We start from the raw sequence: 26111 nt of genomic DNA, 5'->3' as shown, positions 1-26111 counted from the left end.
TGCGGCCGCGCAGCGGCACATGCTCGACACGCTGGGGTACGCGAGCGTCGACGAGCTCGTGCGCACCGCGGTCCCCGCATCCATCCATGCCGCCGCGCGGGCCACGAGCAGCATCCCGGACGCCGCCACCGAGGCGGAGGCGCTGACGGAGCTGCGCGCGCTCGCCGACGCGAACCGTCCGGCACGGCCGATGATCGGCCTGGGGTACTACGACACGTTCACGCCCGCCGTGATCGCCCGCAACGTCTTCGAGAACCCGTCCTGGTACACCGCCTACACGCCCTACCAGCCCGAGATCTCGCAGGGCCGACTCGAGGCGCTCATCAACTTCCAGACGATGGTGACCGACCTCACGGGCCTGGCGACCGCGGGCGCCTCCATGCTGGACGAGGCGACGGCCGTCGTCGAAGGGATGCTGGTCGCCCGCCGCGCCTCGAAGTCCGCGTCCGACGTCTTCCTGGTCGACGCGGACGCCCTCCCGCAGACCAAGGCGCTGCTGCACCACCGCGCCGCCGCGGTCGGCATTCGGATCCGCGAGATCGACACGCGCACCTGGGAGCCGGGCACCGCATCCGACGCCGTGTTCGGAGCGCTCGTGCAGTACCCGGCGGCGAGTGGCCGCGTGTGGGATCCCACCGAGCTCGTCGCCGCCGTCCAGGCACAGGGCGGGCTCGTGGTGGTCGCCGCCGACCTGCTCGCGCTCACCCTCCTGCGCTCGCCCGGCTCGTTCGGCGCCGACATCGCCGCGGGGACCACGCAGCGCTTCGGCGTCCCGCTCGGCTTCGGCGGACCCCACGCCGGGTACCTCGCCGTGCGCGCGGGACTCGAGCGTCAGCTTCCCGGACGCCTCGTCGGCGTCTCGCAGGATGCGGCGGGCCACCCCGCCTACCGCCTCGCGCTGCAGACGCGCGAGCAGCACATCCGTCGCGAGAAGGCCACATCCAACATCTGCACCGCGCAGGTGCTGCTCGCCGTGATGGCCGCGATGTACGCCGTCTACCACGGTCCCGAAGGCCTGCGCGCGATCGCGACGGATGTGGCCCGCAAGGCGCAGGCGCTCGCGGAGACGCTGCGTGCCGGCGGGCTCGACGTCGTGCACGACGCGTTCTTCGACACGGTGCGCGTGGTCGTTCCCGGCACCGCCGAGCGCGTGATCGAGCGCGCACGGCGCCGGGGCTACCAGCTCTTCTTCGCGGATGAGGCGACGGTGGGGATCTCGGTCGACGAGACGACCACGGCCGTCGACCTCGCTGCCGTGGCGGCCGCCTTCGGACTGCCCGACGAGACGGCGATCGACGTCGAGGGCGCAGCGCCCCTGGCCGGCGTCGCGGCCGGTCTCCACCGCCGTGACGAGTTCCTCACGCATCCGGTCTTCCACGCGCACCGCTCGGAGACGGCCATGATGCGCTACCTGAAGACCCTGGCCGACCGCGACTACGCGCTCGATCGCGGGATGATCCCTCTCGGCTCGTGCACCATGAAGCTGAACGCCGCCACAGAGATGGCCGCGGTCTCGTGGCCCGAGTTCTCGCGTGTGCACCCCTTCGCGCCGGAGGCAGATGTGCGAGGGACCCTCGCGCTCATCGAGCAGCTGGAGACCTGGCTCGCCGAGGTCACCGGCTACGACGCGGTCTCGCTGCAGCCCAACGCCGGCTCACAGGGGAGCTGGCGGGGCTGCTCGCGATCCGGGGCTACCACCTCGCGAACGACGACGCCCAGCGCACCGTGTGCCTCATCCCGTCGTCCGCGCACGGCACGAACGCCGCATCCGCCGTGCTCGCGGGGATGCGGGTGGTCGTGGTCGCGTGCGACGAGGCGGGAAACGTCGACCTCGACGACCTGCACGCCAAGATCGCGCAGCACGCGGCGGAGCTCGGTGCCCTCATGATCACCTATCCATCCACGCACGGCGTGTACGAGCACGAGGTGCTCGCCATCACGCAGGCCGTGCACGACGCGGGCGGACAGGTCTACATCGACGGCGCGAACCTCAATGCGCTGCTCGGCTTCGCCCGTTTCGGCGACCTGGGTGGCGACGTCTCGCACCTGAACCTGCACAAGACGTTCGCGATCCCGCACGGCGGGGGAGGCCCGGGTGTCGGACCCGTCGCCGCCAAGGCGCACCTCGCGCCCTATCTCCCGTCGCATCCGTTGGCACAGCGCGCCGACCACGCGGGCGGCTTCGTTTTCGAGGGCGGTCCGGTCTCGGCCGCGCCGTACGGCTCGGCGTCCATCCTGCCGATCTCGTGGGCGTACGTGCGGATGATGGGCGCGGCGGGCCTGGGCGAGGCGACCGGTGCCGCCGTGCTCTCGGCGAACTACATCGCCCACCGCCTGAAGGCGCACTTCCCGGTGCTGTACACCGGCGAGGCGGGGCTGGTGGCGCACGAGTGCATCCTGGATCTCCGCCCGCTGCGCGAGCGGACCGGGATCACGGTCGACGACGTCGCCAAGCGGCTGATCGACTATGGTTTCCACGCCCCGACGATGTCGTTCCCCGTCGCGGGCACCCTCATGGTGGAGCCCACGGAGTCCGAGGACCTCGGCGAGATCGAGCGCTTCATCGAGGCGATGATCCGGATCGCCGCCGAAGCGGAGCAGGTCGGTGCCGGGCACTGGCCGGCGGCGGACAACCCGCTCGTCAATGCACCGCACACCGCGCAGTCGGTCATCGGCGGCGAGTGGACGCATCCGTACTCGCGCGAGGAGGCGGTCTATCCCGTTCCGGCTCTCGTGCGCACGAAGTACTGGCCGCCCGTGCGTCGTATCGATAACGCCTACGGCGACCGCAACCTCGTGTGCGCCTGCCCGCCGCCGGAGGCCTTCGCCTGACCCGCCGCCCCACACCCTCCTCTTGAACCGCGAGACTGCATTTCGAGCACGAGATCACTGGGTTTACCCGTGATCTCGTGATGAAGATGCAGTCTCGCGGTGCGGTGAGCGCAGGGCGCGGGCGAGGGCATGGAGCGCCAGCGCGTCGGGCGCGCGTTCGCGGCGCACACCTGCCGCATCCAGGATCGCGCCGAGGCGTTCCGGCTCGCGGACGTCTGCCCATCCCCACCGCGCGAAGCCGTGGACGCGACGACGGATGCGGTCCTCCCGCCGCTTCTCGTCCTGCAGCGCGCGCACCGGGTCGCCGAAGCGGCCGTCGTACTTCAGCAGGCCGTCGGCCTCTCCCACGGCGCCGACCTCCGGCCAGGCGAAGTCGGCGCGGTCAGCGGCGACACCGCCGCCGTGCACGAGCCACTGCAGTTCGGGCGTCGCGAAGCCCAGCCACTCGATGGCGGCCCGGCTGAGCGATTCGAGCGTCGTCTCGGCGCGCGGATCCGCGCGATGCAGTGCCCACCGCGCGAGCCGACGGCCACGGCTCGAGGGTGCGAGCTCGTTGTGCGCCACGAGGATCTCCGTCGTCAGGTCCGGATGCGCGCGCAGGGCGGCGTCGGCGACGTTGAGCGCGAGGGCGGGGTTACGCGCCCGCGCCAGTGCGACAGCGGTCTCGATGGGCCCGGTCGTGAGGATGCCGCCTTCATCCGTGACCTCGACGCCGCCCCGGCACGTGTGGACGCGCACCCCTTCGGCATGCCGTGACGTGCCGTCCGCCGGCCTGAGGATGTGCACCTCCGCGGCTTCGCCCACGAGCGGGATGCCGCGCAGCGCCGCCGCCGACTCGAGTGCGAACACCGCATCCGGGATCAGAAGCGCCACGGCGTGCACGCGGGCGAGGTAGCGATCCCAGGGTGCGAGGGTGCTCCACGCCAGCGCCGGGGCGTACACGCCGCGGTGCACGCGCACGATGTCACCGCGGCGCAGCGCGAGGTCGGGGCGGTGCATGTCGTGCGCGCGCAGCAACGGCGCGGGAGAGGGGAGCAGCTGCGCTCCGGTGCGCAAGGGAATGGGCTGGGTCATCGCCCCACGCTGCGCGCATCGGCTGCTCCCGCGCGGGGATGATCCCGCATCCGTGCGCGACACCCCGGCCCCGAGCGGCTGTGCAGGCCCGGTCCCGGGCCTCGGTCCGCGCCTGCAGCCGCGCCCCCACCGTCCTTTGACCCCGCGAGACTGCATCTTCGGCACGAGATCACTGTCATTACCCGTGATCTCGTGCGGGAGATGCAGTCTCGCGGGAGAGAGCTGGCGGGAGAGGGGAGGCGGGATGAGAAGGGAGGAAGGTGCGGGAAGAGGGGGGAGGGGAGGCGGCTAGAAGATGCCGGGCCAGAGGGATGCCACGAGGGGGTAGCCCACGAAGGCGAACACATCGATGAGGGTGTGAGCGATGACGAGCGGCATCACCCGGCCCCAGCGCCGGTAGCACCAGCCGAACACGACGCCCATCGCGAAGTTGCCGACGACGGATCCGACGCCCTGGTACGCGTGGTACGCCCCACGCAGCGCCGCCGTGGCGAGGATGATCGACCACCAGCCCCAACCGAGCCGGCGCAGTCGGTCGAAGAGGTAGCCGAGGAAGATGACCTCCTCGGTGAGGCCTGCGCGCGCGGCGGAGAGCAGCAGCAGCGGCACGGTGTACCAGGCCGCATCCAGCGGCGAGGCGACGACGCCGACCGTGATGCCCGCGAGGCGCCCGGCGACGTAGAGGGCGATCCCGGGGATTCCGATGATCGCGATCAGGGCGACACCGAGTCCGAGGTCGCCGCCGAAGCGGCGGAAGTCGAGGCCGATCCGCCTGAGCGCGCTCGTCCCCGGCTCCCAGAGCAGGTAGACCACGAGGGCGACGAGCGCGAGAGAGAAGAAGATGTCGAGCAGCTGATAGAGCGCGTCCCACAGCGCTTCGGCGTCGCGCGCGGGGTTCAGCTGCGTCTGCTGCGAGGAGATCGCCTGATTCTCCTGCAGCGAGCGCTGCAGCGTGCGGATGAAGGAGAGCACCGAGTACAGCGCGGATTTCCCGACGGTCACGGCGAGCACGAGCCAGATCTCCCACCGCACGCGCGAACGCTCGAACCCTGCGGCACGCGGCGGATCGAAGGCCCTCACGGTGCGCCAGAACGGTTCGCGCGCGGGCAGGGTCGTCATCCGCTCAGCTTGGCATAGCGGATGCGGACCGAGCTCGCTTTCGAAAGCGCTCAGATTGCGCGCATAGGGTGTGTGCGGCTTACGCACACGACCGCGGCGGGCTGCCCTGCCGCCGCGGAGAAGGAGGACGGATGCGGCGTCGCGCGCTCGTGACCACCCTGGCCGTGATCGCTCTGCTGGCGGGCGTGGTGGTCGGCTGCGCGCCCGAAGGTAACCGAGTCCGCCCCGGCTCGTCCCTGACCGTCGCCACAGCCGCGCCCGCGACCTCGCTCAACCCGCTCGTGCAGGGGCAGGACACCGCCGCGGATCGCGATCTCTCCGCGTTGACGTCGGGCAGCTTCTGGCAGCGGGAAGCCGACGGCACCCGCTCGGCGAACGAACGTTTCGGCACCGTCCGGGTGCTCTCCGGCGACCCGGTCACCGTCCGCTACACGCTCGACGGCTCGGCGAAATGGTCCGACGGAGCAGCGGTCGACGCCGCGGACCTGCTGCTCGTGTGGGCTGCGCGCACGACGCACCGCACGGATCCCGCGGGCGAGACGCACTGGGATGCGGGCGCCGGAGACGGTCAGGGTCTCGACCTCGTCTCCCAGGTACCCCGGATCGGCGACGGCGGACGCAGCCTGACCCTGGTCTACGACACGCCCTATGCGGACTGGCAGGTCGCCTTCGACGCGCCGCCGGTCGCCGCCCACGTGCTGGTCGAGCTCGCCTACCCGGGGCGCTACGAGGATGCGGCGGCAGCCAAGACGGCGTTCACGGATGCCGTCGAGGCAGGGGATATGGACTGGCTCGCGCCCGTCTCGCGCGCCTTCCGTGAGGACTTCCGCCTCGACGGCGACCTCCCGGATGCGGCCCGGGTCACGGCGGGCGCCTATGACATCGCGCGCATCGCCGATGATGGCGCAACGATCGATCTCGTCGCCACCGATCGGCCGAGTGCCGCGCGCATCGAACGCGTGCGGGTGCACGCGATCCCGGACCCTGCCGAACGCGTTGCGGCCGTCGCCGGCGGCGCGGCGGATCTGGCCGCGGCGGCGGCGGCGGCGGAGGAGGACCTCGTCCACGCGGCGGCCGCAGCAGACGGCTCGCGTGTGGCGCCGGGGGAGGCGTACGACCATCTCGATCTGCAGACCGCGGGAGGCGGAGCGTTCGACCCCGCCTCCTATGGCGGGGATGCGGAGCGCGCGCACCGTGCCCGCGCCGCGTTCCTGGCGACTGTTCCGCGCGAAGAGATGCTGGGGGAGCTCATCCACCCCTTGCTCGCCGACGAGCCGCTGCGGTGGGGCATGATCGAGGCCGCGGAGCCGGAGCCCGCCCCGACGCCCTCGTCGACTTCGGGCGGTGCGGACACGGAAGCGACGGATGCGGCCGGGCTGACCGTCCGCGTGCTGTACCCGGCGGGCGACGCGCGCCGCGCGGCGGAGTTCGCGCTCATGTCCCAGTCGGCCTCACAGGCGGGCGTCACCCTCGTCGACGTGTCCTCGCCGGACTGGGAACGGATCCTCCGTGAGCAGCCGGACGCCTATGACGCGGCCCTGTTCGCGTGGAGCCCCGACCCCGCGGCCACCGTGGCGGCGGCGACGGTGTTCCACACCGCGGCGGCGCAGAACGCGTACGGCTGGAGCGACGAGTCCATCGACGCGCTCGTCGTCGATGCCTCCTCCACCCTGGACGCCACACAGCGCGACCAGCTTCTGTCCCAGCTGGATGAGGCAGTATCCAGCGAGGCATGGGCATTGCCGCTGTTCGCCGTGCCGCAGCTCACGGTGTGGTCGCACGCACTCGAGGCTCCTCCGGCCGAGGTGTCGGCCAACCGCATCCTCTCCATGTTCGCGATGTGGCAACCCTCACCCGACCCGCCGACACCGAGGGCGGAGTAATTCCGGCCCGCGTGGCTGGCTGCGCTCGGCGGGCTTGAGCAATCTGCTCGGTTCGTGCGGGGGTTCGTTAAGGGTGTGTAACTATTCGCGCGGTCGTTTTGACCAAGCCGGGGGACGTGCTTAATGTTTCGGTATCCGCGGCTCGATGTTCACACAGCTCGTCGTGCCCGCATCATCCCTTTCACAGGAGGAACAGTGAAGCGCAGCAAGATCGCTCTCGCGAGCGTGGCGCTGGCCGGCATCGGGGCTCTCGCCCTGGCCGGCTGCGCGAGCGGCGGCGGCTCGACCGAGCCGACCGGCGGCTCGAGCGACGCCATCGTCAGCACCAACGGGTCCGAGCCGGAAAACCCGCTCTTCCCGGCGAACACGAACGAGACCGGTGGTGGCAAGATCATCGACTCGATCTTCGCCGGCCTGGTCTACTACGACGCCGACGGCAACCCGGTCAACGACATGGCCGACTCGATCACGGTCGATGACCCCCAGAACCTCACGGTGAAGATCAAGGAGGGTCAGAAGTTCACCAACGGTGAGGAGGTGAACGCCGACAGCTTCATCAACGCCTGGAACTACGGCGCCAAGCTCTCCAACAACCAGAAGAACTCGTACTTCTTCGAGGACATCGAGGGCTTCAGCTACGACGAGGACACCGAGCTGACGGGTCTGAAGAAGGTCGACGACCTCACCTTCACGATCGCGCTCAACAAGCCGGCCTCCGACTTCGCGCTGCGCCTGGGCTACTCGGCGTACTTCCCGCTGCCCCAGGCCGCGTTCGACGACCCGACCGCCTTCGGTGAGAACCCGATCGGCAACGGCCCGTACAAGCTCGCCGGCGACGGCGCGTGGCAGCACGACGTCGAGATCAACCTCGTCAAGAACGACGACTACACCGGTGGCCGTCAGGCCCAGAACGGTGGCCTCGACATCGTCTTCTACGCTTCGCAGGATGCGGCCTACGCCGACCTCCTCGCGGGCAACCTCGACGTGCTCGATGCGATCCCGGCCGCCTCGCTGGCGACCTACGAGTCGGACCTGGGCGAGCGTGCGGTCAACCAGCCCGCCGCGATCTTCCAGTCCTTCACCATCCCGGAGAAGCTCGAGCACTTCTCGGGCGAAGAGGGCAAGCTGCGTCGTCAGGCGATCTCGATGGCGATCAACCGTCCCGAGATCACCAAGACGATCTTCCAGGACACCCGCACGCCGGCCAGCGACTTCACCTCGCCGGTCATCGCCGGCTGGTCGGACTCGCTCGAGGGCGCTGACGTGCTCGAGTACAACGCCGACAAGGCCAAGGAGCTGTGGGCCGAGGCCGACAAGATCTCGCCCTGGTCCGGCACGTTCCAGATCGCGTACAACTCGGACGGCGGCCACCAGGAGTGGGTCGACGCCGTGAGCAACTCGATCAAGAACACGCTCGGCATCGACGCGTCCGGCGCTCCGTTCGTCGACTTCGCCTCGCTGCGCACCGAGGTCACGAACCGCACCATCACCACCGCGTTCCGTACCGGTTGGCAGGCGGACTACCCGGGTCTGTACAACTTCCTGGGCCCGCTCTACGCGACCAACGCGTCGTCGAACGACGGAGACTACTCGAACCCCGAGTTCGACAAGCTCCTGCAGGACGGCATCTCCAACACCGACCCTGAGGCGGCGAACGAGGACTACCAGAAGGCACAGGAGATCCTGCTGCAGGACCTCCCGTCCGTTCCGCTCTGGTACTCGAACGTGAACGGCGGCTACGCTGACACGGTTCAGAACGTCCAGTTCGGTTGGAACTCGGTTCCGCTGTACTACGCGATCACCAAGGGCTGAGCCCGAAGGATCGCAACCGCGAGGCGGTGACGATCTCGTCACCGCCTCGCGGCCTGTCCAGACACCCACCCGCTCACACCCGCGGGGTGGTGGTCTCTACGGGCGAGCCGATCAGCGCACCGACCGTGCGAGGATCGTCTCGGCCATTTTTCGGAGGGAGAGGGATGCTCGCTTACATCCTCAGACGCATCCTGCAGGTGATCCCCGTGTTCATCGGATCCACCCTGCTCATCTATTTCCTGGTCTTCGCGATGCCGGGCAACCCGATCCTCGCGCTGTTCGGCGACAAGACGCCGAACCAGGCCGTCATCGACGCGCTCGAGGCTCAGTACCACCTGAACGAGCCGTTCATCGTCCAGTACTTCTACTACCTCCTGGGCATCTTCCAGGGGGATCTCGGCACCACGTTCTCGGGCCAATCGGTCAACGACGTCCTCGCCCGGACGCTGCCTGTCACCGGCCGCCTCGCGGTCATGGCGATCGCCATCGAGTTCTCTCTGGCCATCCTCATCGGCACGATCTCGGCACTGCGCAAGGGCAAGATCTTCGACAACGTCGCGCTGGTCATCTCGCTCATCTTCGTCGCCATCCCGATCTTCGTGCTGGCCTTCGTCGCGCAGTACTTCCTCGCGATCCAGCTCGGCTGGTTCAAGCCGACGGTCGGGTCGCAGAACGACTGGGGTGATCTGTGGCTCCCCGCCCTCGTGCTCGGCTTCAGCCTGTTCGCGACCAGCATGCGCCTGATGCGCGGCTCGGTCATCGACACGCTCAACCAGGACTGGGTGCGCACCGCCTACAGCAAGGGTCTTCCGCGCCGGCGCGTCATTCCTGTCCACGTGCTGCGCAACTCCCTCATCCCCGTCATCACCAACTCGGCGACCAACTTCGGCGTCCTGCTGGTGGGTGCCACCGTCACCGAGGCGATCTTCAACGTCCCCGGCGTCGGCAACACGCTCTTCCAGGCGACGCTGCGTCACGAGGGCCCCACGATCGTGTCGTTCGTGACGGTCTTCGTGATCATCTACGTCCTGGTCAACCTGGTGATCGACCTGTTGTACGGTCTGCTCGACCCGAGGATCCGCTATGTCAAGTAACTCCGATCTGCCGACGCACTTCGTCGCAGAGGTCAAGGAGACGGCCATCACCGTCGACGCCGTGCGCGTCGACGAGAAGCCGTCCAGTCTCTGGCGCGACGCCTGGCGCGACCTGCGCAAGCGTCCCACCTTCTGGATCTCGCTCCTGGTGGTCGCCGTGGTGCTGCTGATGGCCATCTGGCCGACGCTCTTCACCCAGACGCCGCCGAACGACAACTGCCAGCTTCTCCAACAGCAACGGCGGGCCGCAGGCCGGTCACCCGCTGGGCTTCACCTTCCAGGGCTGCGACATCTACGCACGCATCGTGTGGGGCTCGCGCACCTCGCTGTCGGTGGGTCTGATCTCGACCATCATCGGTTCGACCATCGGCCTCGTCATGGGCGCTCTCGCCGGCTTCTACGGCGGATGGCTCGACTCGCTGCTCTCGCGCGTGGGCGACATGTTCTTCGCGATCCCTTACATCCTGGCCGCTGTGGTCGTCATGAGCGTGTTCGCGGACTACCGCAACGTCTTCACCCTCTCGCTCGCCATCGGCGGTTTCGCCTGGGCCTCGACGGCGCGCGTGGTTCGCGCCGAGGTGCTCAGGGTGCGCCAGGCGGACTTCGTGACCGCCTCGAGAGCCCTCGGACAGAACCGGTTCCAGGTGCTCGTCTCGCATGTCGTGCCCAACGCCATCGCGCCGCTGCTGGTGATCTCCACCCTCAGCCTCGCCGCGGCCATCGTCGCCGAGGCGACCCTGTCGTTCCTCGGTGTCGGACTCGGCTCGAGCGTCATGTCGTGGGGCGCGGACATCAGCGGGGCGCAGTCCTCGCTGCGTGTCGCCCCGATGGCGCTCATCTACCCGTCGATCGCGCTGACGGTCACCGTTCTCGCGTTCATCCTGCTGGGCGAGCTCATCCGCGACGCCCTCGACCCGAGAGCGAGGGCCCGCCGATGAGCGACACCGCCGCCACCCCGTTGCTCAGCATCCGCAACCTCCGCGTCGCCTTCGACACGCAGTCGGGAAGCCGCGAGGTCCTGCACGACGTCAGCCTCGACGTCTTCCCCGGCGAGACCGTCGCCATCGTCGGCGAGTCCGGCTCGGGCAAGTCCACGACCGCCTCCGCCGTCGTGAACCTGCTGCCGGGCACGGGGCACGTCACCCAGGGCAGCATCACCCTGGACGGTCGCGAGCTCACCACGCTGAGCCGCACGCAGCTGGAGCGTCTGCGCGGTCGCGAGATCGGGTACGTCCCGCAGGACCCGATGTCGAACCTCAACCCGGTGTGGTCGATCGGCTTCCAGGTCAAGGAGGCGATCCGTGCGAACGGTATCGCGACCAGCCGCAAGGAGATCACCGAGCGCGCGATCGAGGTCCTCCAGCAGGCAGGACTGGCGGATGCGGCCAAGCGTCTGCATCAGTATCCGCACCAGTTCTCCGGCGGCATGCGTCAGCGCGCCCTCATCGGCATCGGTCTCGCCGCCGACCCGAAGCTGCTGATCGCCGACGAGCCCACCTCCGCGCTGGATGTGACCGTGCAGCGGGTGATTCTCGACCACATGGCCTCCCTCACGCGGGAGAAGGGCACGTCGGTGCTGCTGATCACGCACGACCTGGGCCTCGCGGCCGAGCGTGCGGAGAAGATCATCGTCATGCAGAACGGCGAGATCGTCGAGTCCGGTCCCAGCCGCGAGATCCTGCAGAACCCCATCCACCCGTACACGCAGCGCCTCGTCGCCGCCGCTCCCTCGCTCGCGTCGCAGCGCATCCAAGCCGTCGCCGAGCGACGCGGCATCGAGACGACCGAGGACATCCAGGACCTCACGCCCGCGATCCGGGTGACGGACCTGACCAAGGAGTACAAGATCCGCCAGGGCGGCTTCCGCAGCGAAGCCTTCCGTGCCGTCGACGGGGTCTCGTTCGAGATCCCGCGCGGCAAGACGCTGGCCCTGGTCGGCGAATCCGGCTCCGGCAAGTCGACCGTCGCGAAGATGGTGCTCAAGCTCGAAGAGCCCACCGCGGGATCGATCGAGATCGACGGCACCAACATCGAGAAGCTCTCGAACCGGCAGGCCTTCGCGCTGCGCCGCCGGATGCAGCCGGTGTTCCAGGACCCGTACGGCTCGCTCGACCCGCTGCGCAACATCGGCAACACGATCGCGGAGCCGATGGAGATCCACAAGGTCGGCGACAGCGCCTCCCGTCGCACGCGCGTCCGGGAGCTGCTCGACCAGGTCTCGCTCCCGCAGGAGCTGGCGACCCGGTATCCGAACGAGCTCTCCGGCGGTCAGCGTCAGCGCGTGGCCATCGCCCGTGCGCTCGCGCTGAAGCCCGACATCGTCGTCCTCGACGAGGCGGTCTCGGCCCTCGACGTGCTGGTGCAGGACCAGATCCTGCAGCTGCTCGCCGAGCTCCAGTCAGAGCTCGAGCTGACCTACCTCTTCATCACCCATGACCTCGCCGTCGTGCGCGTAGCCGCCGACATGGTCGCGGTCATGGAGAAGGGGCGGATCGTGGAGCAGGGCACGGTCGACGAGATCTTCGCCAACCCGGCCGAGGAGTACACCCGTCGCCTCCTGGATGCCATCCCCGGCGCGACCATCCCCCTCGGAGGCGGCAACTGAACCGCACCGTCTACCGGTCGACGTCGGCGACCGTCGGGATCATCATCTCGGCGGTCGCCGCCGCCTTCCTCCTCGGCGACGCTCTGATCCGCGCCGGAATCGTGAGCGCGCTCCTGCTCGCCCCGTGGATCCTGCTCGCGCTGTGGGCGATCTACGTCGGCGTCTTCGCGTCGAGCGTGACCAGCTCCGCCGACGGCTTGCGCGTACAGAACTTCCTGCGCATCACCCGCATCCCCTTCTCCGCTGTCGCCGACATCCGCATGCGCTATCAGCTCGTGATCGAGACGACCGAGGGGCGCACGATCACCTGCTACGGGGGACCGGTGTCCGCCCGCAGCGGCTCACGCCGTTCCTCGAGCGACGATCGTCCCGCAACCGGTTCGCGAGACGCCGAGCGCATCATCGACGACTGGCAATCGGCCCTCGAACCCACGGCGGTCCCCGCCCCAGTCCGGCGGATGTGGGACGTCCCGGCACTCGTCTCGTTCATCGCCCTCGTGGTCTGGGCGGGCATCGCCGTGGCGGTCGCGGGGGCCGGCTGACCGCGGTGCAGCCTCCTGCGGTAGACTGAAGGGCCCGGAGTCCCGGGTCACCCTCCCTCACTGCAAGGAAACCTGTATGGCGCGCGCCCTCCGCTCCGATCTGCGTAATGTCGCGATCGTCGCCCACGTCGACCACGGCAAGACGACTCTCGTCGATGCCATGCTCCGTCAGACGGGCTCGTTCGGTGAACACGCGCACGTCGAAGAGCGCGCGATGGACTCCAACGATCTGGAACGTGAGAAGGGCATCACGATCCTCGCCAAGAACACGGCGATCACGTACAACGGCATCCACACCGACACCCCGATCACGATCAACGTGATCGACACCCCGGGTCACGCCGACTTCGGCGGCGAGGTCGAGCGCGGCCTGTCGATGGTCGATGGCGTGGTGCTGCTCGTCGACGCGTCCGAGGGTCCGCTGCCCCAGACCCGCTTCGTGCTGCGCAAGGCGCTCGAGGCGAAGCTTCCGGTCATCCTGCTCGTGAACAAGACCGACCGCCCCGACGCGCGCATCGCCGAGGTCGAAGAAGAGGCTCACGACCTTCTGCTGGGTCTGGCCTCCGACCTGCAGGACGACGTGCCCGACCTCGACGTGGACGCTCTGCTGGACGTCCCCGTGGTCTACGCGTCCGGTCGGGCCGGTGCCGCGTCGCGCACGCGCCCCGAGAACGGGTCGCTTCCCGACAACGAAGACCTCGAGCCGCTGTTCGAGGCGATCCTCGAGCACGTGCCGGCGCCGTCCTACGACGACGAGGCGCCGCTGCAGGCGTGGGTCACCAACCTCGACTCCAGCCCGTTCCTCGGACGCCTGGCTCTCCTGCGCGTCTTCAACGGCACCCTCAAGAAGGGTCAGACCGTCGCCTGGGTCCGCCACGACGGTTCGCACTCGAACGCGCGCGTGACCGAGCTGCTCAAGACGAAGGCTCTCGAGCGCTTCCCGGCCGAGTCCGCCGGCCCCGGCGACATCGTCGCCATCGCCGGCTTCGAAGACATCACGATCGGTGAGACCATCGCCGACCCCGAGGACGTCCGCCCGCTGCCGGCCATCACGGTCGACGACCCGGCGATCTCGATGACGATCGGCACGAACACCTCGCCGCTCATGGGCAAGGTCAAGGGTCACAAGCTCACGGCTCGCATGGTGAAGGACCGTCTCGACCGGGAGCTCATCGGAAACGTCTCGCTCAAGGTCGTCGACATCGGCCGCCCCGACGCCTGGGAGGTGCAGGGGCGCGGCGAGCTGGCGCTGGCGATCCTGGTCGAGAACATGCGCCGCGAAGGCTTCGAGCTCACCGTCGGCAAGCCCCAGGTCGTCACCAAGCGCGGCGAGGACGGCAAGCTCAAGGAGCCGTTCGAGCACCTCACCATCGACGCCCCCGAGGAGCACCTCGGCGCGATCACGCAGCTCATGGCCGCTCGCAAGGGCCGCATGGACAACATGACGAACCACGGCACCGGCTGGGTGCGCATGGAGTTCGTCGTGCCCTCGCGCGGACTCATCGGCTTCCGCAGCGAGTTCCTCACCATCACGCGCGGCACGGGTATCGCCAACGCGATCTCCCACGGCTACGACGACTGGGCCGGCTCCATCACGACGCGTCAGAACGGCTCGATCGTCGCCGACCGCCAGGGTGTCGTCACCCCCTTCGCGATGATCGCGCTGCAGGAGCGGATGAGCTTCTTCGTGCAGCCGACCGAAGAGGTCTACGAGGGCATGGTCATCGGCGAGAACTCGCGCGCCGACGACATGGACGTCAACATCACGAAGGAGAAGAAGCTGACGAACATGCGTTCGTCGACCTCGGACTCCTTCGAGTCGATGACGCCGCCGCGTGTGCTGACCCTCGAGGAGTCGCTCGAGTTCGCCCGCGACGACGAATGCGTCGAGGTCACTCCTGAGAAGGTGCGTATCCGCAAGGTCGTGCTCGACGCGACCGAGCGCGGCCGCGCCGCATCGCGCCTGAAGCGCCAGGACGCCAACGCCTGAGCGTGACCTAGCGGACCTCGGAGACGAGGACCGCGCTGGTGTCGCGGGTGAGCGCCTCGAAGATGTGAGGCGCATCCCCGCGATACCGCAGGTAGTCGCCCGGCGAGAGCTCGACGGGGGAGTCCGCCGGTCCGGCGGCGGCGCGTCCGGTGATCAGCACGACGTGCTCGATGGTCCCTGCGGCATGCGGCAGCGACCGCCGCGGTTCTCCCGGATCGGCGCGCAGCAGGTAGAGGTCGCTGCGCGAATGCGGCGACCCGGCCGCGAGCAGCAGTGCACTGTACGGGGAGTCGGCCGCGCGGATGCCGTCGTCCGAACGCGCGCGGATGAGGCGCGGGGTGTCGTCGGGGTCTTCGACGAACACCGCGAACGGTACGCCGAGCGCGGTCGCGATGGCCCAGAGCGTCTCCACGCTGGGGTTGCCGGAGCCCGACTCGAGTTGTGAGATCGTGGCCTTTCCCACTCCCGCGCGGCGCGCGAGTTCGGAGATGCTCACGCCCGCGCGTTCCCGTTCGCGGCGGAGAGAGCGGGCGATGCGTGGACCTATGGTCTCCATGCGGTCAGTATGACGCACGATTGTTCGGTTTGACGAACATTCCCCCCGACGGACATTATGTGGTGATGGATGCGGAGAGCCTGCCCGACCCCGGCCGTCGCGCGGTGCGTCAGGGGCTCGCGGTCGCCGTGGCGACGAGCGCATACGGCATCTCCTTCGGCGCCCTCTCGGTCGCTGCGGGCCTGGATGTCTGGCAGACGTGCGTGCTGAGCCTGCTCATGTTCACCGGCGGTTCGCAGTTCGCCTTCGTCGGCGTGATCGCCGCCGGCGGGATCGCCGCGGCCCCCGCAGCGATCGCCTCAGCGGCACTGCTCGGGGTGCGAAACGTCGCGTACGGCATGCGGATGTCGCCGCAGTTCGACGGGGTCTGGCGCAAGATGGCCGCCGCCGGGTTCACGATCGACGAGTCGACGGCCGTCTCGCTCGCACAGACCGACACACGCGCCAAAGCGATCGGCTTCTGGGTCACGGGCATCGGCATCTACATCGGCTGGAACATCTCCACGCTCGCGGGTGCGTTGCTGGGCGACGTCCTGGGCGACCCGCGCGCGTACGGACTGGATGCGGCCGCCGCCGCGGCCTTCCTGGCGCTGCTGTGGCCGCGGCTGGCGGGACGGCAGGCGATCGCCGTCGGCATCGCCGCAGCCGTCGTGGCGACGGTGCTCACCCCCGCCCTCATGCCGGGTGTCCCCGTGCTGATCGCTGCCCTCGTGGCGATCGCGGTCGGATGGGCTGATCGCCCCGCTGCGAAGGCGGCATCGTGACGCTGTGGAACGCGGTCCTCCTCGCCGCGGTGATCTGTCTCTCCCTCAAGGCGGTGGGTTACGCCATCCCGACGCGCTTCGTCGAGGCGCCGAGGCCTGCGCGCATCGCCGACCTGCTCACCGTGGCGCTTCTGGGCGCGCTGGTCGCCGTGCAGGCACTGGGTGCGGGGCAGGCGATCGTGATCGATGCCCGCGTGCCCGCGCTCCTGGTCGCCGCAGGGCTCCTCGCGCTGCGCGCCCCGTTTCTCGTCGTCGTCGTGGCCGCGGCCGCCGTCGCGGCCCTCCTGCGTCTGGCCGGCTGGGCGGGCTGAGAACACTCCCGCCCGCGGCGACTAGGATCCCGGGGTGGGCTCGCTTGTATCTCGTATCGCCGGTTGGGCGATCGCTCTCGTCGTCGGGGTCGTCTACGGTGCCGCCGGGTCGTTCGCGCACGCGGCGATGATCGGCCCGGTTCCCATCGGGCTCTCGCTCGGGGTCATCGGAGCGGGCGCGCTGCTCATCGCCGTGCGGCTGCTGACAGGGGACAGATGGACGACTCTGGCGGCCGCACTGGGCATGATGGTCATCACGTACGTTTTCGCCCAGCCGTCCACAGGTGGGTCGGTGCTGTTCACCGTGCAGCACGAGACGCTGGCGCTGATCTGGATGGGAGCCGTCCCGTTGATCGCCGCCATCGTCGTGGCATGGCCGCGTGCGCCCCGACGAGCAGCCGAGGCGAACTAGACTGGTTCCGTGACGTATGTGATCGCCCTTCCGTGCGTCGATGTCAAGGATCGCGCCTGCATCGACGAATGCCCCGTCGACTGCATCTATGAGGGCGATCGTTCGCTCTACATCCACCCCGATGAGTGCGTGGACTGCGGAGCGTGCGAGCCGGCATGCCCCGTCGAGGCGATCTACTACGAGGACGACCTTCCCGAAGAGTGGCAGGACTACTACAAGGCCAACGTCGAGTTCTTCGACGACATCGGCTCGCCCGGCGGCGCGGCCAAGGTCGGCGTGATCCACAAGGACCACCCGGTCATCGCCGAGTTGCCGCCCCAGGGCGAGTGATCGCCTAGATGAGCGTCGCCGACCTCGCCGATTACCCCTGGGACGCCGTCGCACCGTACGCCGAGACCGCACGTCGGCATCCTGACGGCATCGTGGATCTCTCGATCGGCTCTCCCGTGGACCGCACTCCTGCGGTGGTCGAAGCCGCCCTCGCGGCAGCGACCGATGCGCACGCCTACCCGCAGACCGTGGGCACGCCCCCGCTGCGCGAGGCGATCGTCGACTGGTACGCCAGGCGCCGCGGTGTCGCGGGTCTGACGCCCTCTCACGTGCTGCCGACCGTCGGTTCGAAGGAGCTCGTCGCGCTGCTTCCGCTGCTGCTCGGGCTCGGCCCGGGCGACACCGTCGTGCATCCGGTTGCGGCGTACCCGACGTACGAGGTCGGCGCACGCCTGGTCGGTGCCACGGCGGTGGCGGCCGACGATCCCGCTTCCTGGCCGGAGGGCACCAAGCTCGTCTGGATCAACTCTCCCGGCAACCCGGACGGACGCGTGTGGAGCGTCGAGGAGCTGCGCCGCGCGCGAGAGCGCGCCCGGGAGCTCGGGGCGGTCCTGGCGTCCGATGAGTGCTACGCCGAACTGGGGTGGGATGCGCCGTGGGCTGATGCCCCCGTGCCGTCGGTCCTGGATCCCGCCGTGGTCGCCGCCGATCTCTCCGGCGTCCTGTCGGTCTACTCGCTGAGCAAGCAGTCCAACCTCGCGGGGTATCGTGCCGCCTTCCTCGCGGGCGATCCCGCGCTCGTGGCGCGACTGCTGACGGCGCGCAAGCATCTGGGTCTCATGCTGCCGGCTCCCGTGCAGGCGGCGATGGTCGCCGCGCTGACCGACGACGCGCACGTCGCCGCACAGAAGGCGCGCTACGGCGCCCGGCGCCAGGTGCTGAAGCCCGCCGTCGAGGCCGCCGGCTTCCGCGTCGACCGCAGCGAGGCCGGTCTCTATCTCTGGGTGACACGCGGTGAGGACGCATGGGACAGCATGGCGGCCCTGGCCGAACTCGGCATTCTCGCGGGTCCCGGGCACTTCTACGGGCCGCACCACACCCAGCACATCCGGCTGTCCCTCACGGCGTCGGACGAGCGGATCGCCGCGGCTGCGGGGCGCCTCGCTACTCTTGGCTCGTAGCTTTTCTCCTACGAATCTCTCGTTCCTTTGGCGCCAGTCACCGTAGGCTCCGGCCACGGCTAGGCTGTAATCGCAGGGGCGCGCCGACACGTAGCGTGCCCGGGCAGGTCGCCACCGGCGACCGAGGATCCCCACCTTTCGCCGACGATCCATCGCAAGGAGGCGCCGTGACCGAAGCCGGCTCGCAGCAGAAGACCGCACGTCTGACCGTCGCAGAGCACACCGCGGAGCTGCCTGTGCTGACGGGCACGGACGGTGCGCCCAGCATCGATGTGTCGTCGCTGACGCGTCAGACCGGGCACACGACCCTCGACTACGGGTTCGTGAACACCGCGGCGACGAAGTCCGCGGTGACCTTCATCGACGGCGACGAGGGCATCCTCCGTTACCGCGGGTATCCCATCGAGCAGCTCGCGAAGAACTCGACCTACCTCGAGGTCGCCTGGCTGCTCATCTACGGCGAGCTGCCCAGTGCGAGCGAGCTCGAGGACTTCGACAACCGCATCCGGCGTCACACGCTGCTGCACGAGGATCTGAAGCGCTTCTTCTCCGCGCTGCCGCACACCGCGCATCCGATGTCGGTGCTGTCGGCTGCCACGGCGGCACTCTCGACGTACTACGAGAACCAGTCGGATCCTCACAATCCCGAGTTCGTCGAGCTCAATACGATCCGGATGCTCGCGAAGCTTCCCGTCATCGCGGCCTACGCCCACAAGAAGAGCGTCGGTCAGGCGTTCCTGTACCCCGACAACTCGCTCAGCTTCGTCGACAACTTCCTGAAGCTCAACTTCGGCGTGCTCAGCGAGCAGTACGAGATCAGCCCGGTCATGTCGCGCGCGCTCGAGCGCCTGCTGATCCTGCACGAGGACCACGAGCAGAACGCCTCGACCTCGACCGTGCGCCTCGTGGGCTCCACCGGGGCGAACATCTTCTCCTCGGTCTCGGCGGGCATCAACGCCCTGTCCGGGCCGCTGCACGGCGGCGCGAACGAGGCCGTGCTCGACATGCTGGGCCGCATCCGCGACTCCGGCGAGAGCGTGCAGCGCTTCGTCGAGCGGGTCAAGAACAAGGAAGAGGGCGTGAAGCTCATGGGCTTCGGGCACCGCGTCTACAAGAACTACGACCCGCGCGCGAAGCTCGTCAAGGAGTCCGCCGACGAGGTGCTCGCCGAGCTCGGCGTCAGCGACCCGCTGCTGGATCTCGCCAAAGAGCTGGAGGAGATCGCCCTGCGCGACGACTACTTCATCTCCCGCCGGCTGTACCCCAACGTCGACTTCTACACCGGCGTCATCTACAAGGCGATGGGCTTTCCGACCCGCATGTTCACCGTGCTGTTCGCGATCGGCCGTCTTCCGGGGTGGCTCGCGCACTGGCGCGAGATGAACCAGGACCCGCAGACCAAGATCGGTCGCCCTCAGCAGCTGTACGTGGGCGCTCCCGAGCGCAACTACCCGGGCGTGAGCTGACGATGCCGCGGCTTCTCGTCCGGCCGCCGTCGTCGCGACTGGCCGAGGGGGAGCTCACCCACCTCGAGCGCGTACCGGTGGATCCGGCGCTCGCGCGAGAGCAGTGGGAGGCGTACGTCGACGTGTTCCGCTCCCGCGGGTGGGAGATCCTGACCGTCGCCGAGGCAGATGAGCAGGCGGACGGGGTGTTCGTCGAGGATGCTGTGGTCGTCTTCGGCGATCTGGCCGTGCTCTGCCGCGCCGGCGCGGACTCACGCCGGGGAGAGCGCCCCACGATCGAAGCCGCGACCGCCCGGACGGGGCTCGAGACCGCGGAGATCGTCGCGCCGGCGACACTCGACGGCGGCGACGTGCTCAAGATCGGCCGCACCGTCTACGTGGGGCTGTCGGCGCGAACGAACGAAGACGCCGTGGGGCAACTGCGCGCCTTGCTCGAACCGCGCGGCTGGGTGGTGCAGGGTGTCCCCGTGACACGGGTGCTGCACCTGAAGTCCGCGGTGACCGCGCTTCCGGACGGCACCGTCATCGGCTATCCGCCGCTGGTCGACGACCCCGAGGCTTTCCCGGCGTTCCTGCCGGTGCCCGAGGAGCATGGCACGGCCGTCGTCGTGCTCGACGAGAAGACCGTGCTCATGTCGGCGGACGCCCCCGCATCCGCCGCGCTCTTCCGGGAGAGGGGCCTGGAGGTCGTCACCACCCCCGTGACGGAGTTCGAGAAGCTCGAGGGCTGCGTCACCTGTCTGTCGGTGCGGCTGCGCGACTGACGCCGTCAGCGCTCCAGGGTGGCGGCGTAGTCGGGCACCATCGCGTCCGCGCTCCGCGGCGGACGCTCGTAGCCGCGTGAGGCGGGTCGTTCGGGGATCTCGACTCTCTCGTGGGGGACCGGCTGCCAGGGGATCCGCTCGAGCAGATGGTGGATCATGTTGATCCGCCCACGACGCTTGTCCTCGTTGTCGACCTCGTACCAGGGCGCCTCGGGGATGTCGGTGTGCACGAGCATCGCGTCCTTGGCCCGGGAGTAGTCCTCCCACTTCGTGATGGAGAGCACATCGTTCGGGCTCAGCTTCCAGCGCCGCATCGGGTCGCTCGCCCGGGAGCGGAAGCGTGCCTCCTGCTCGACGTCGGACACGCTGAACCAGTACTTCAGAAGGAGGATGCCGTCCTCGACCAGCATCCGCTCGAACAGCGGCGCCTGGTGCAGGAACCGCTGATACTCCGCTTCGGTGCAGTAGCCCATCACCCGCTCGACGCCCGCGCGGTTGTACCAGGAGCGGTCCATCAGCACGATTTCGCCCGCCGCGGGCAGATGCGCGATGTAGCGCTGGAAGTACCACTGAGACTTCTCACGATCCGTCGGCGTCGGCAGCGCCACGATGCGGCTGACGCGCGGATTCAGGTACTCCGACACCCGCTTGATCGTCGAGCCCTTGCCCGCCGCGTCGCGACCTTCGAAGATCACCACGACACGCGCGCCGGTCGTCTGCACCCACGCCTGCATGTCGACGAGCTGGGCCTGCAGGCGCGCCAGCTCGCGCTCGTAGAGCTTCTTCGGCAGCCGCGCCGCGCTCATGCGTGCAGCGCCTCGTTGAGGGTGACGCCGACGCCCGCGCGTCGCACGGCTTCGATGGCTCCCGTCACCGAGTTCCTCCGGAACAGGATACCGTCGCGTCCGGACAGCTCCGCGCCCTTCACGACCGGTCGGGAGCCGTCGGCGCCCGGCTGCTCGTCTGCGAGCACGATCTTGGACCCCGCCGTGACGTACAGTCCGGCCTCCACCACGCAGTCGTCGCCGAGCGAGATGCCGATCCCGGCGTTCGCGCCGAGCAGCGTGCGCGAGCCGATCGAGACGCGGTGCGTGCCGCCGCCCGAGAGGGTGCCCATGATCGATGCGCCGCCGCCGATATCGCTGCCGTCACCGACGACGACGCCCTGGGAGATCCGGCCCTCGACCATCGAGGCGCCCAGGGTTCCCGCGTTGAAGTTGACGAATCCCTCGTGCATCACCGTCGTGCCGGGGGAGAGGTAGGCGCCCAGGCGCACGCGCGAGGCGTCGGCGATGCGCACCCCGGGCGGCGTGACGTAGTCGAGCAGCCGCGGGAACTTGTCGAGGCTGTGCAGCTGGATGCCGGCGCGGGTCAGCGCCGGGCGCAGTCGCTCCGCGTCTCGGGGGTGCATGGGCCCCGCGGTCGTCCACGCGACGATCGGCAGATGGCCGAAGATGCCGTCGAGGTTGATCTCGTTCGGAGCCACGAGGCGATGGGAGAGCACGTGCAGGCGCAGGTAGGCGTCGATCGTGGACGCAGGAGCCGCATCCGCATCGATCGTCAGTTCGACGGGAGCGATCGTGACCCGGCGGCGGGCGTCTTCGCCGGCGTACTCCGCGAGCTCCGCCGCCGAACCGGTCTGGGCCTCCGCCGCCACGGTCGGGAACCACGCGTCGAGAACGGTACCGTCCTCGCTCGTCGTCGCCAGACCCGTGCCCCATACCGTGCGCATCATGCTCATCCCCTCAGGTTATCGGCCCGAACAGCCTCGTTAGACTGAGGCCATGCCCGAGCTGGATCTGTCCGCGTCCGCCGTCGAGCTCACGCAGGCGATCTGTGACATTCCGAGCGTTTCCGGGGACGAGGCGACGCTCGCGGATGCCATCGCCGCGGCTCTGGCGCCCCTGCCGCACCTCGAGGTCTTCCGCGACGGCGACACGATCGTCGCTCGCACCCGCCTCGGCAGAGCGCAGCGCGTCGTGATCGCCGGTCACATCGACACGGTCCCCATCAACGACAACCTCCCGACGCGCCTGATCGACGACGAGGGGCGGCCTGCCCTCTGGGGACGCGGCACGGTCGACATGAAGGCGGGCGTCGCCGTCCAGCTGAAGCTCGCCGCCGAGCTCACCGATCCTCGCGTCGACCTCACCTGGATGTGGTACGACCACGAGGAGGTGGAAGCCTCCCTCAACGGGCTCGGTCGGGTGGCGCGCCTGCGCCCGGACCTCTTCGAGGCGGACTTCGCGATTCTGGGCGAACCGTCGAACGGTCAGGTCGAGGGGGGCTGCAACGGGACGCTGCGCGTCGTGGCGCGCACGCACGGCGTCCGGGCCCACAGCGCTCGGGCCTGGGTGGGGGAGAACGCGATCCACGCCGCCGCCCCGATCCTCACCCGTCTGGCCGCGTACGAACCGGCGACGATCGAGGTCGAGGGACTCGCGTACCGCGAGGGTCTGAACGCCGTCCGCGTGACCGGCGGCGTGGCGGGCAACGTCATCCCCGATCTCTGCGAGGTCGAGATCAACTACCGCTTCGCGCCGAGCAGGTCGGTGGCGGAGGCGGAGGCCCACGTGCGCGAGGTGCTCGAAGGCTTCGAGGTCGAGCTGACGGACTCGTCCGCCGGCGCCCGACCGGGCCTGGATGCCCCCCTCGCGCAGGAGTTCGTGCGCGCGGTCGGTGCGCAGCCGCATCCGAAGTACGGCTGGACGGATGTCGCGCGTTTCTCGGCGCTCGGAGTCCCCGCGGTGAACTACGGCCCGGGAGACCCGAGCCTGGCGCACCACGATCAGGAGCGCGTTCCGATCGCGCAGATCGAGGACGTCGAGCGCGGGCTGCGCACGTGGCTCAGCAGCTGACCCGCATCGGCCGCTGGCCGGTCGCGGTCCGGATCGGGCTCATCTACCTCGCCGCGCGTCTGGTGACGCTCGGGTTCTTCGCCGTCGCCTCTTCGCTGTCGACCCCGGCATCCCGGTTCGGCGTGGACCCCGGCATCGGCAAGCTGCTCATGGGCTGGGACGCGCAGTGGTACTGGGTCGTCGCCGCCAACGGATATCCCTCGCCCCTGCCGCTGACCGAAGCGGGACAGGTGGCCGAGAACGCGTGGGCCTTCCTGCCGCTGTATCCCTGGGTGTCGCAGGGAGTCGGGTTCTTCGTCGGCGGGTGGCAGGTGGCGGGGCCGGTTGTCGCGCTCGTCGCCGGCTACTTCGCAGCGCTCGCGTTCTATCGCCTGATGCGTCGACGTCTGGACCGCTCGACCTCGACCTGGGCGGTCGTCTTCTTCGTGGCGGGACCGCTCGCCGCCCTCTTCCAGATCGCGTACGCGGAGTCGCTGTTCCTCCTGTGGCTGATGCTGGCTTTGGACGCCCTGCTCCGGCGGCGTTACGTGTGGCTGTACCTGCTCATCCCGCTCATGGGATTCACGCGCCCCGGCATCCTCGCCTTCGCCCTCACGCTCGGTCTCGTGGGCATCTGGCGATGGATCCGCCGGCGCGTGGACCCCCTCCCTGTGAGGGAGGTCGTGCATCTGGTGGCCCTCGCCGCTCTGGCGAGCCTCATCGGCTTCTCCTGGCAGGTGATCGCGGCGGTCGCGACGGGCGATCCTGCCGCATATCTCGCCACCGAACTCGCGTGGCGACGCAACTGGATCCCGGATGCGGCCGCACATTTCTTCCCCTTCGACGGCTTCCTCGCCGGCACGGCCTTCTGGGCGCGGCTGTGGGGGTGGCCGCTGTGGCTCGGGTTCGCGCTGCTCGCCGTGATCGTGGTCGTGGTGGCCGCCGTGCTGGTGTTCGCGCCGGGCGTGCGACGGCTCGGGATGGAGATCCGCCTCTGGTCGGCGAGCTACCTGCTGTACCTTCTCGCCGTCTTCTTCCCGCAGTCGAGCACCTTCCGGCTGCTCGTTCCGCTGTCGCCTCTCTGGGGTGCGGTCGCCGTCGGGCGACATCCGGCCTGGCGCATCGGCATGCTCGTCGCGGGACTGGCGGGACAGTGGTGGTGGATCTACAACATGTACGCGCTCGGGAACACGCTCTGGCAGATCCCCTGAGGACAAGCGTCGGGCGCGCTCTCACGCACGATAAACTGGGAACTCACCATTGACGAAGAGGAGCCACGATGGCAGCCATGAAGCCGAGAACCGGAGACGGGCCGATGGAGGCTGTGAAGGAGGGGCGCCTGATCATCGTTCGTGTTCCGCTCGAGGGCGGCGGGCGTCTTGTGGTGTCGGTCAACGACGCCGAGGCCAAGGAATTGCACGACGTGCTCGCGGGGGTCGTCGGCGCCTGCGCTGTTCACTTCCTACTTCACTGCGGCCGGTCCTTCGGGATCGGCCGCAGTGGCGTGTCAGCGGCTCTCGTCGATGGTCGTGAGCTGCAGGAGTCCTTCGCCGACGATCGACAGCGCGCCGATGACGGCAGGAGAGGACTGCGTCTCCTGGATGAGCGACCGGTAGGCGGTCGTCACGGGATCGCGGCGCACCGGATCGGCGACGGCGCCGCCGGCGAGGATGCGGGGCACGAGCACGAGCCCTCCCGGCCGCACCAGGCGCAGGCCGTGCTCCACGTACTCGATCACGCCGTCCGCATCCGCGTCGACGAGCACGATGTCGTAGGAGGCTTCGTTCATGCGCGGCAGGACATCGGAGGCGCGGCCGGTGATGAATCTGGCGCGAGCCGGAGCGATGCGCGCGTCCGAGAACGCGCGACGGGCGGCCTGCAGATGCTCGGGCTCCTTGTCGATGGTCGTGAGGATGGCCCGCGGCGCCCCGTGCATGAGCCACAGCCCCGACACACCCGCGCCCGTGCCGATCTCGACGATGTTGAGGGCGCGTGAGACCTGGGCGAGCAGTGCGAGCTGCGCCCCGATCGGCGGGCTCACCGGGTCGGCGCCCAGTTCGAGGGCATGCGTGCGTGCGCGGGCGATCGCGTCGGGTTCGACGGTCGCCTCGCGGGCGAATCGATCGCTCGCGTCGTGTCCGGCCATGGTGTTCCTCCTCGGCAAGCCTACGGTCGCCGATGGGCGGCGGCGGTCAGGCGCGGCGGTAATCTGAAGGCATGGTGTTCGGGCTCACGATCGAGAAGCTGCTGGTGATCGCCGTGATCGCCGCGTTCCTCATCGGACCCGAACGTCTGCCCCGGTACGCGGAGGCCCTGGCGCGGTTCACGAACCGCTCGCGCGAGTTCCTGCGGGGTGCGCGCAGCCGCGTGAAGGAGGAGATGGGCCCCGAGTTCGACGAGGTGGACTGGCGCAAGCTGGATCCGCGTCAGTACGACCCGCGGCGCATCATCCGCGAGGCGTTGCTGGACGACCCGCCCACGGCGACCGTGCGTGCGGCCGGTGCCGCCGCAGCGGCGACCATGTCGACGACACGTGCCGCGGAGAGCTTCGACCTGGAGTCCGGGGAGCAGCCCCCGTTCGACGACGAGGCGACCTGAC

At 69.3% G+C, this 26111-nt stretch carries 23 protein-coding genes and 3 pseudogenes; 20 read left to right on the top strand and 6 right to left on the bottom strand.

Features of this window, described 5'->3' with window-relative positions; all coding sequences use genetic code 11:
• Window positions 1-19: 19 nt before the first annotated feature.
• Window positions 20-2832: pseudogene (gcvP, locus tag AC1VNH_RS04520) on the top strand (aminomethyl-transferring glycine dehydrogenase).
• A 63-nt stretch (window positions 2833-2895) separates the two neighbouring features.
• Here gcvP and AC1VNH_RS04515 read toward each other — a convergent pair.
• Together AC1VNH_RS04515 and AC1VNH_RS04510 are read right to left on the bottom strand one after the other, a co-directional pair.
• Entirely contained in the window at window positions 2896-3906 is a 1011-nt protein-coding gene (locus AC1VNH_RS04515; protein ID WP_483110099.1) for a hypothetical protein, read from the bottom strand.
• A gap of 288 nt (window positions 3907-4194) precedes the next feature.
• Entirely contained in the window at window positions 4195-5025 is an 831-nt protein-coding gene (locus AC1VNH_RS04510; protein WP_483110098.1) for a CPBP family intramembrane glutamic endopeptidase, read from the bottom strand.
• A 131-nt stretch (window positions 5026-5156) separates the two neighbouring features.
• On the opposite strand from AC1VNH_RS04510, the gene AC1VNH_RS04505 reads away from it, so the two are divergent.
• The 8 genes and pseudogenes from AC1VNH_RS04505 to typA all read left to right on the top strand — a co-directional run bounded on the left by AC1VNH_RS04505 (window position 5157) and on the right by typA (window position 14951).
• The gene (locus AC1VNH_RS04505; protein WP_483110097.1) at window positions 5157-6908 is read left to right on the top strand and encodes an ABC transporter substrate-binding protein; all 1752 of its coding nucleotides are present in this window, start codon (window positions 5157-5159) and stop codon (window positions 6906-6908) included.
• A gap of 195 nt (window positions 6909-7103) precedes the next feature.
• The gene (locus AC1VNH_RS04500) at window positions 7104-8720 is read left to right on the top strand and encodes a peptide ABC transporter substrate-binding protein (RefSeq protein ID WP_460740584.1); all 1617 of its coding nucleotides are present in this window, start codon (window positions 7104-7106) and stop codon (window positions 8718-8720) included.
• Between the two features lie 164 nt (window positions 8721-8884).
• Window positions 8885-9814 carry an ABC transporter permease gene (locus AC1VNH_RS04495; protein WP_243227489.1) on the top strand — a complete coding sequence of 310 codons (930 nt, stop codon included), beginning with the start codon at window positions 8885-8887 and terminating at the stop codon, window positions 9812-9814.
• Window positions 9804-9968, top strand: a pseudogene (locus tag AC1VNH_RS04490) (ABC transporter permease); the annotation flags it as partial. The gene AC1VNH_RS04495 and the pseudogene AC1VNH_RS04490, both read left to right, overlap by 11 nt.
• 151 nt (window positions 9969-10119) lie before the next feature.
• The gene (locus AC1VNH_RS04485) at window positions 10120-10752 is read left to right on the top strand and encodes an ABC transporter permease (protein WP_483112690.1); all 633 of its coding nucleotides are present in this window, start codon (window positions 10120-10122) and stop codon (window positions 10750-10752) included.
• Complete coding sequence (locus AC1VNH_RS04480; protein WP_483112689.1) at window positions 10749-12419, top strand: dipeptide ABC transporter ATP-binding protein; 1671 nt, start codon at window positions 10749-10751, stop codon at window positions 12417-12419. Before AC1VNH_RS04485 ends, AC1VNH_RS04480 begins: the two co-directional genes overlap by 4 nt.
• A gap of 101 nt (window positions 12420-12520) precedes the next feature.
• The gene (locus tag AC1VNH_RS04475) at window positions 12521-12961 is read left to right on the top strand and encodes a PH domain-containing protein (protein ID WP_483110096.1); all 441 of its coding nucleotides are present in this window, start codon (window positions 12521-12523) and stop codon (window positions 12959-12961) included.
• A 76-nt stretch (window positions 12962-13037) separates the two neighbouring features.
• Window positions 13038-14951, top strand: coding sequence for a translational GTPase TypA (gene typA / locus AC1VNH_RS04470; RefSeq protein ID WP_243227493.1), 1914 nt, complete (start codon window positions 13038-13040; stop codon window positions 14949-14951).
• A gap of 7 nt (window positions 14952-14958) precedes the next feature.
• On the opposite strand, the gene AC1VNH_RS04465 is transcribed toward typA, so the two are convergent.
• Window positions 14959-15507: a helix-turn-helix domain-containing protein gene (locus AC1VNH_RS04465; protein ID WP_483110095.1), complete on the bottom strand. Its 549-nt coding sequence runs from the start codon at window positions 15505-15507 to the stop codon at window positions 14959-14961.
• 65 nt (window positions 15508-15572) lie between these two features.
• Between AC1VNH_RS04465 and AC1VNH_RS04460 the strand changes: the two genes are divergently transcribed.
• The 7 genes from AC1VNH_RS04460 to ddaH all read left to right on the top strand — a co-directional run bounded on the left by AC1VNH_RS04460 (window position 15573) and on the right by ddaH (window position 20675).
• Window positions 15573-16271 (top strand): AzlC family ABC transporter permease, encoded by a 699-nt coding sequence (locus AC1VNH_RS04460; RefSeq protein ID WP_483112688.1) that lies wholly within the window; start codon window positions 15573-15575, stop codon window positions 16269-16271.
• Entirely contained in the window at window positions 16268-16582 is a 315-nt protein-coding gene (locus tag AC1VNH_RS04455; protein WP_483110094.1) for an AzlD domain-containing protein, read from the top strand. Before AC1VNH_RS04460 ends, AC1VNH_RS04455 begins: the two co-directional genes overlap by 4 nt.
• Before the next feature lie 34 nt (window positions 16583-16616).
• Entirely contained in the window at window positions 16617-16994 is a 378-nt protein-coding gene (locus tag AC1VNH_RS04450; protein WP_483110093.1) for a histidinol dehydrogenase, read from the top strand.
• Window positions 16995-17003: 9 nt separating this feature from the next.
• Window positions 17004-17324 (top strand): ferredoxin, encoded by a 321-nt coding sequence (fdxA, locus tag AC1VNH_RS04445; RefSeq protein WP_137417408.1) that lies wholly within the window; start codon window positions 17004-17006, stop codon window positions 17322-17324.
• An 8-nt stretch (window positions 17325-17332) separates the two neighbouring features.
• Complete coding sequence (dapC, locus tag AC1VNH_RS04440; protein WP_483110092.1) at window positions 17333-18445, top strand: succinyldiaminopimelate transaminase; 1113 nt, start codon at window positions 17333-17335, stop codon at window positions 18443-18445.
• 167 nt (window positions 18446-18612) lie between these two features.
• Complete coding sequence (locus AC1VNH_RS04435) at window positions 18613-19911, top strand: citrate synthase (RefSeq protein WP_483110091.1); 1299 nt, start codon at window positions 18613-18615, stop codon at window positions 19909-19911.
• Window positions 19912-19913: 2 nt separating this feature from the next.
• On the top strand, window positions 19914-20675 hold the full coding sequence (gene ddaH / locus AC1VNH_RS04430; RefSeq protein WP_483110090.1) for a dimethylargininase: 762 nt from the start codon (window positions 19914-19916) through the stop codon (window positions 20673-20675).
• 5 nt (window positions 20676-20680) lie between these two features.
• On the opposite strand, the gene ppk2 is transcribed toward ddaH, so the two are convergent.
• Both ppk2 and dapD read right to left on the bottom strand, forming a co-directional pair.
• Window positions 20681-21481 carry a polyphosphate kinase 2 gene (ppk2, locus tag AC1VNH_RS04425; RefSeq protein ID WP_483110089.1) on the bottom strand — a complete coding sequence of 267 codons (801 nt, stop codon included), beginning with the start codon at window positions 21479-21481 and terminating at the stop codon, window positions 20681-20683.
• A complete protein-coding gene (gene dapD, locus AC1VNH_RS04420; protein ID WP_483110088.1) occupies window positions 21478-22416 on the bottom strand; it encodes a 2,3,4,5-tetrahydropyridine-2,6-dicarboxylate N-succinyltransferase in 939 nt (312 codons plus the stop codon). The genes ppk2 and dapD overlap by 4 nt, the downstream gene beginning before the upstream one ends.
• A 43-nt stretch (window positions 22417-22459) precedes the next feature.
• Here dapD and dapE point away from each other — a divergent pair, with 43 nt between their 5' ends.
• The 3 genes and pseudogenes from dapE to AC1VNH_RS04405 all read left to right on the top strand — a co-directional run.
• Complete coding sequence (gene dapE, locus AC1VNH_RS04415) at window positions 22460-23533, top strand: succinyl-diaminopimelate desuccinylase (RefSeq protein ID WP_483110087.1); 1074 nt, start codon at window positions 22460-22462, stop codon at window positions 23531-23533.
• Window positions 23518-24723, top strand: coding sequence for a hypothetical protein (locus AC1VNH_RS04410; RefSeq protein ID WP_483110086.1), 1206 nt, complete (start codon window positions 23518-23520; stop codon window positions 24721-24723). The genes dapE and AC1VNH_RS04410 overlap by 16 nt, the downstream gene beginning before the upstream one ends.
• 68 nt (window positions 24724-24791) lie before the next feature.
• Window positions 24792-24959, top strand: a pseudogene (locus AC1VNH_RS04405) (DUF3117 domain-containing protein); the annotation flags it as partial.
• Window positions 24960-25019: 60 nt separating this feature from the next.
• On the opposite strand, the gene AC1VNH_RS04400 reads toward AC1VNH_RS04405, so the two are convergent.
• Window positions 25020-25658: an O-methyltransferase gene (locus tag AC1VNH_RS04400; RefSeq protein WP_243227505.1), complete on the bottom strand. Its 639-nt coding sequence runs from the start codon at window positions 25656-25658 to the stop codon at window positions 25020-25022.
• A 71-nt stretch (window positions 25659-25729) separates the two neighbouring features.
• On the opposite strand from AC1VNH_RS04400, the gene AC1VNH_RS04395 reads away from it, so the two are divergent.
• Window positions 25730-26110: a twin-arginine translocase TatA/TatE family subunit gene (locus tag AC1VNH_RS04395; protein WP_243227506.1), complete on the top strand. Its 381-nt coding sequence runs from the start codon at window positions 25730-25732 to the stop codon at window positions 26108-26110.
• Window position 26111 lies beyond the last annotated feature (1 nt).

This window comes from Microbacterium sp. KU4F (assembly GCF_056868075.1).
The sequence above is the reverse complement of the archived record's forward strand: the minus strand, read 5'-3'. Positions and strand labels throughout refer to the sequence as shown.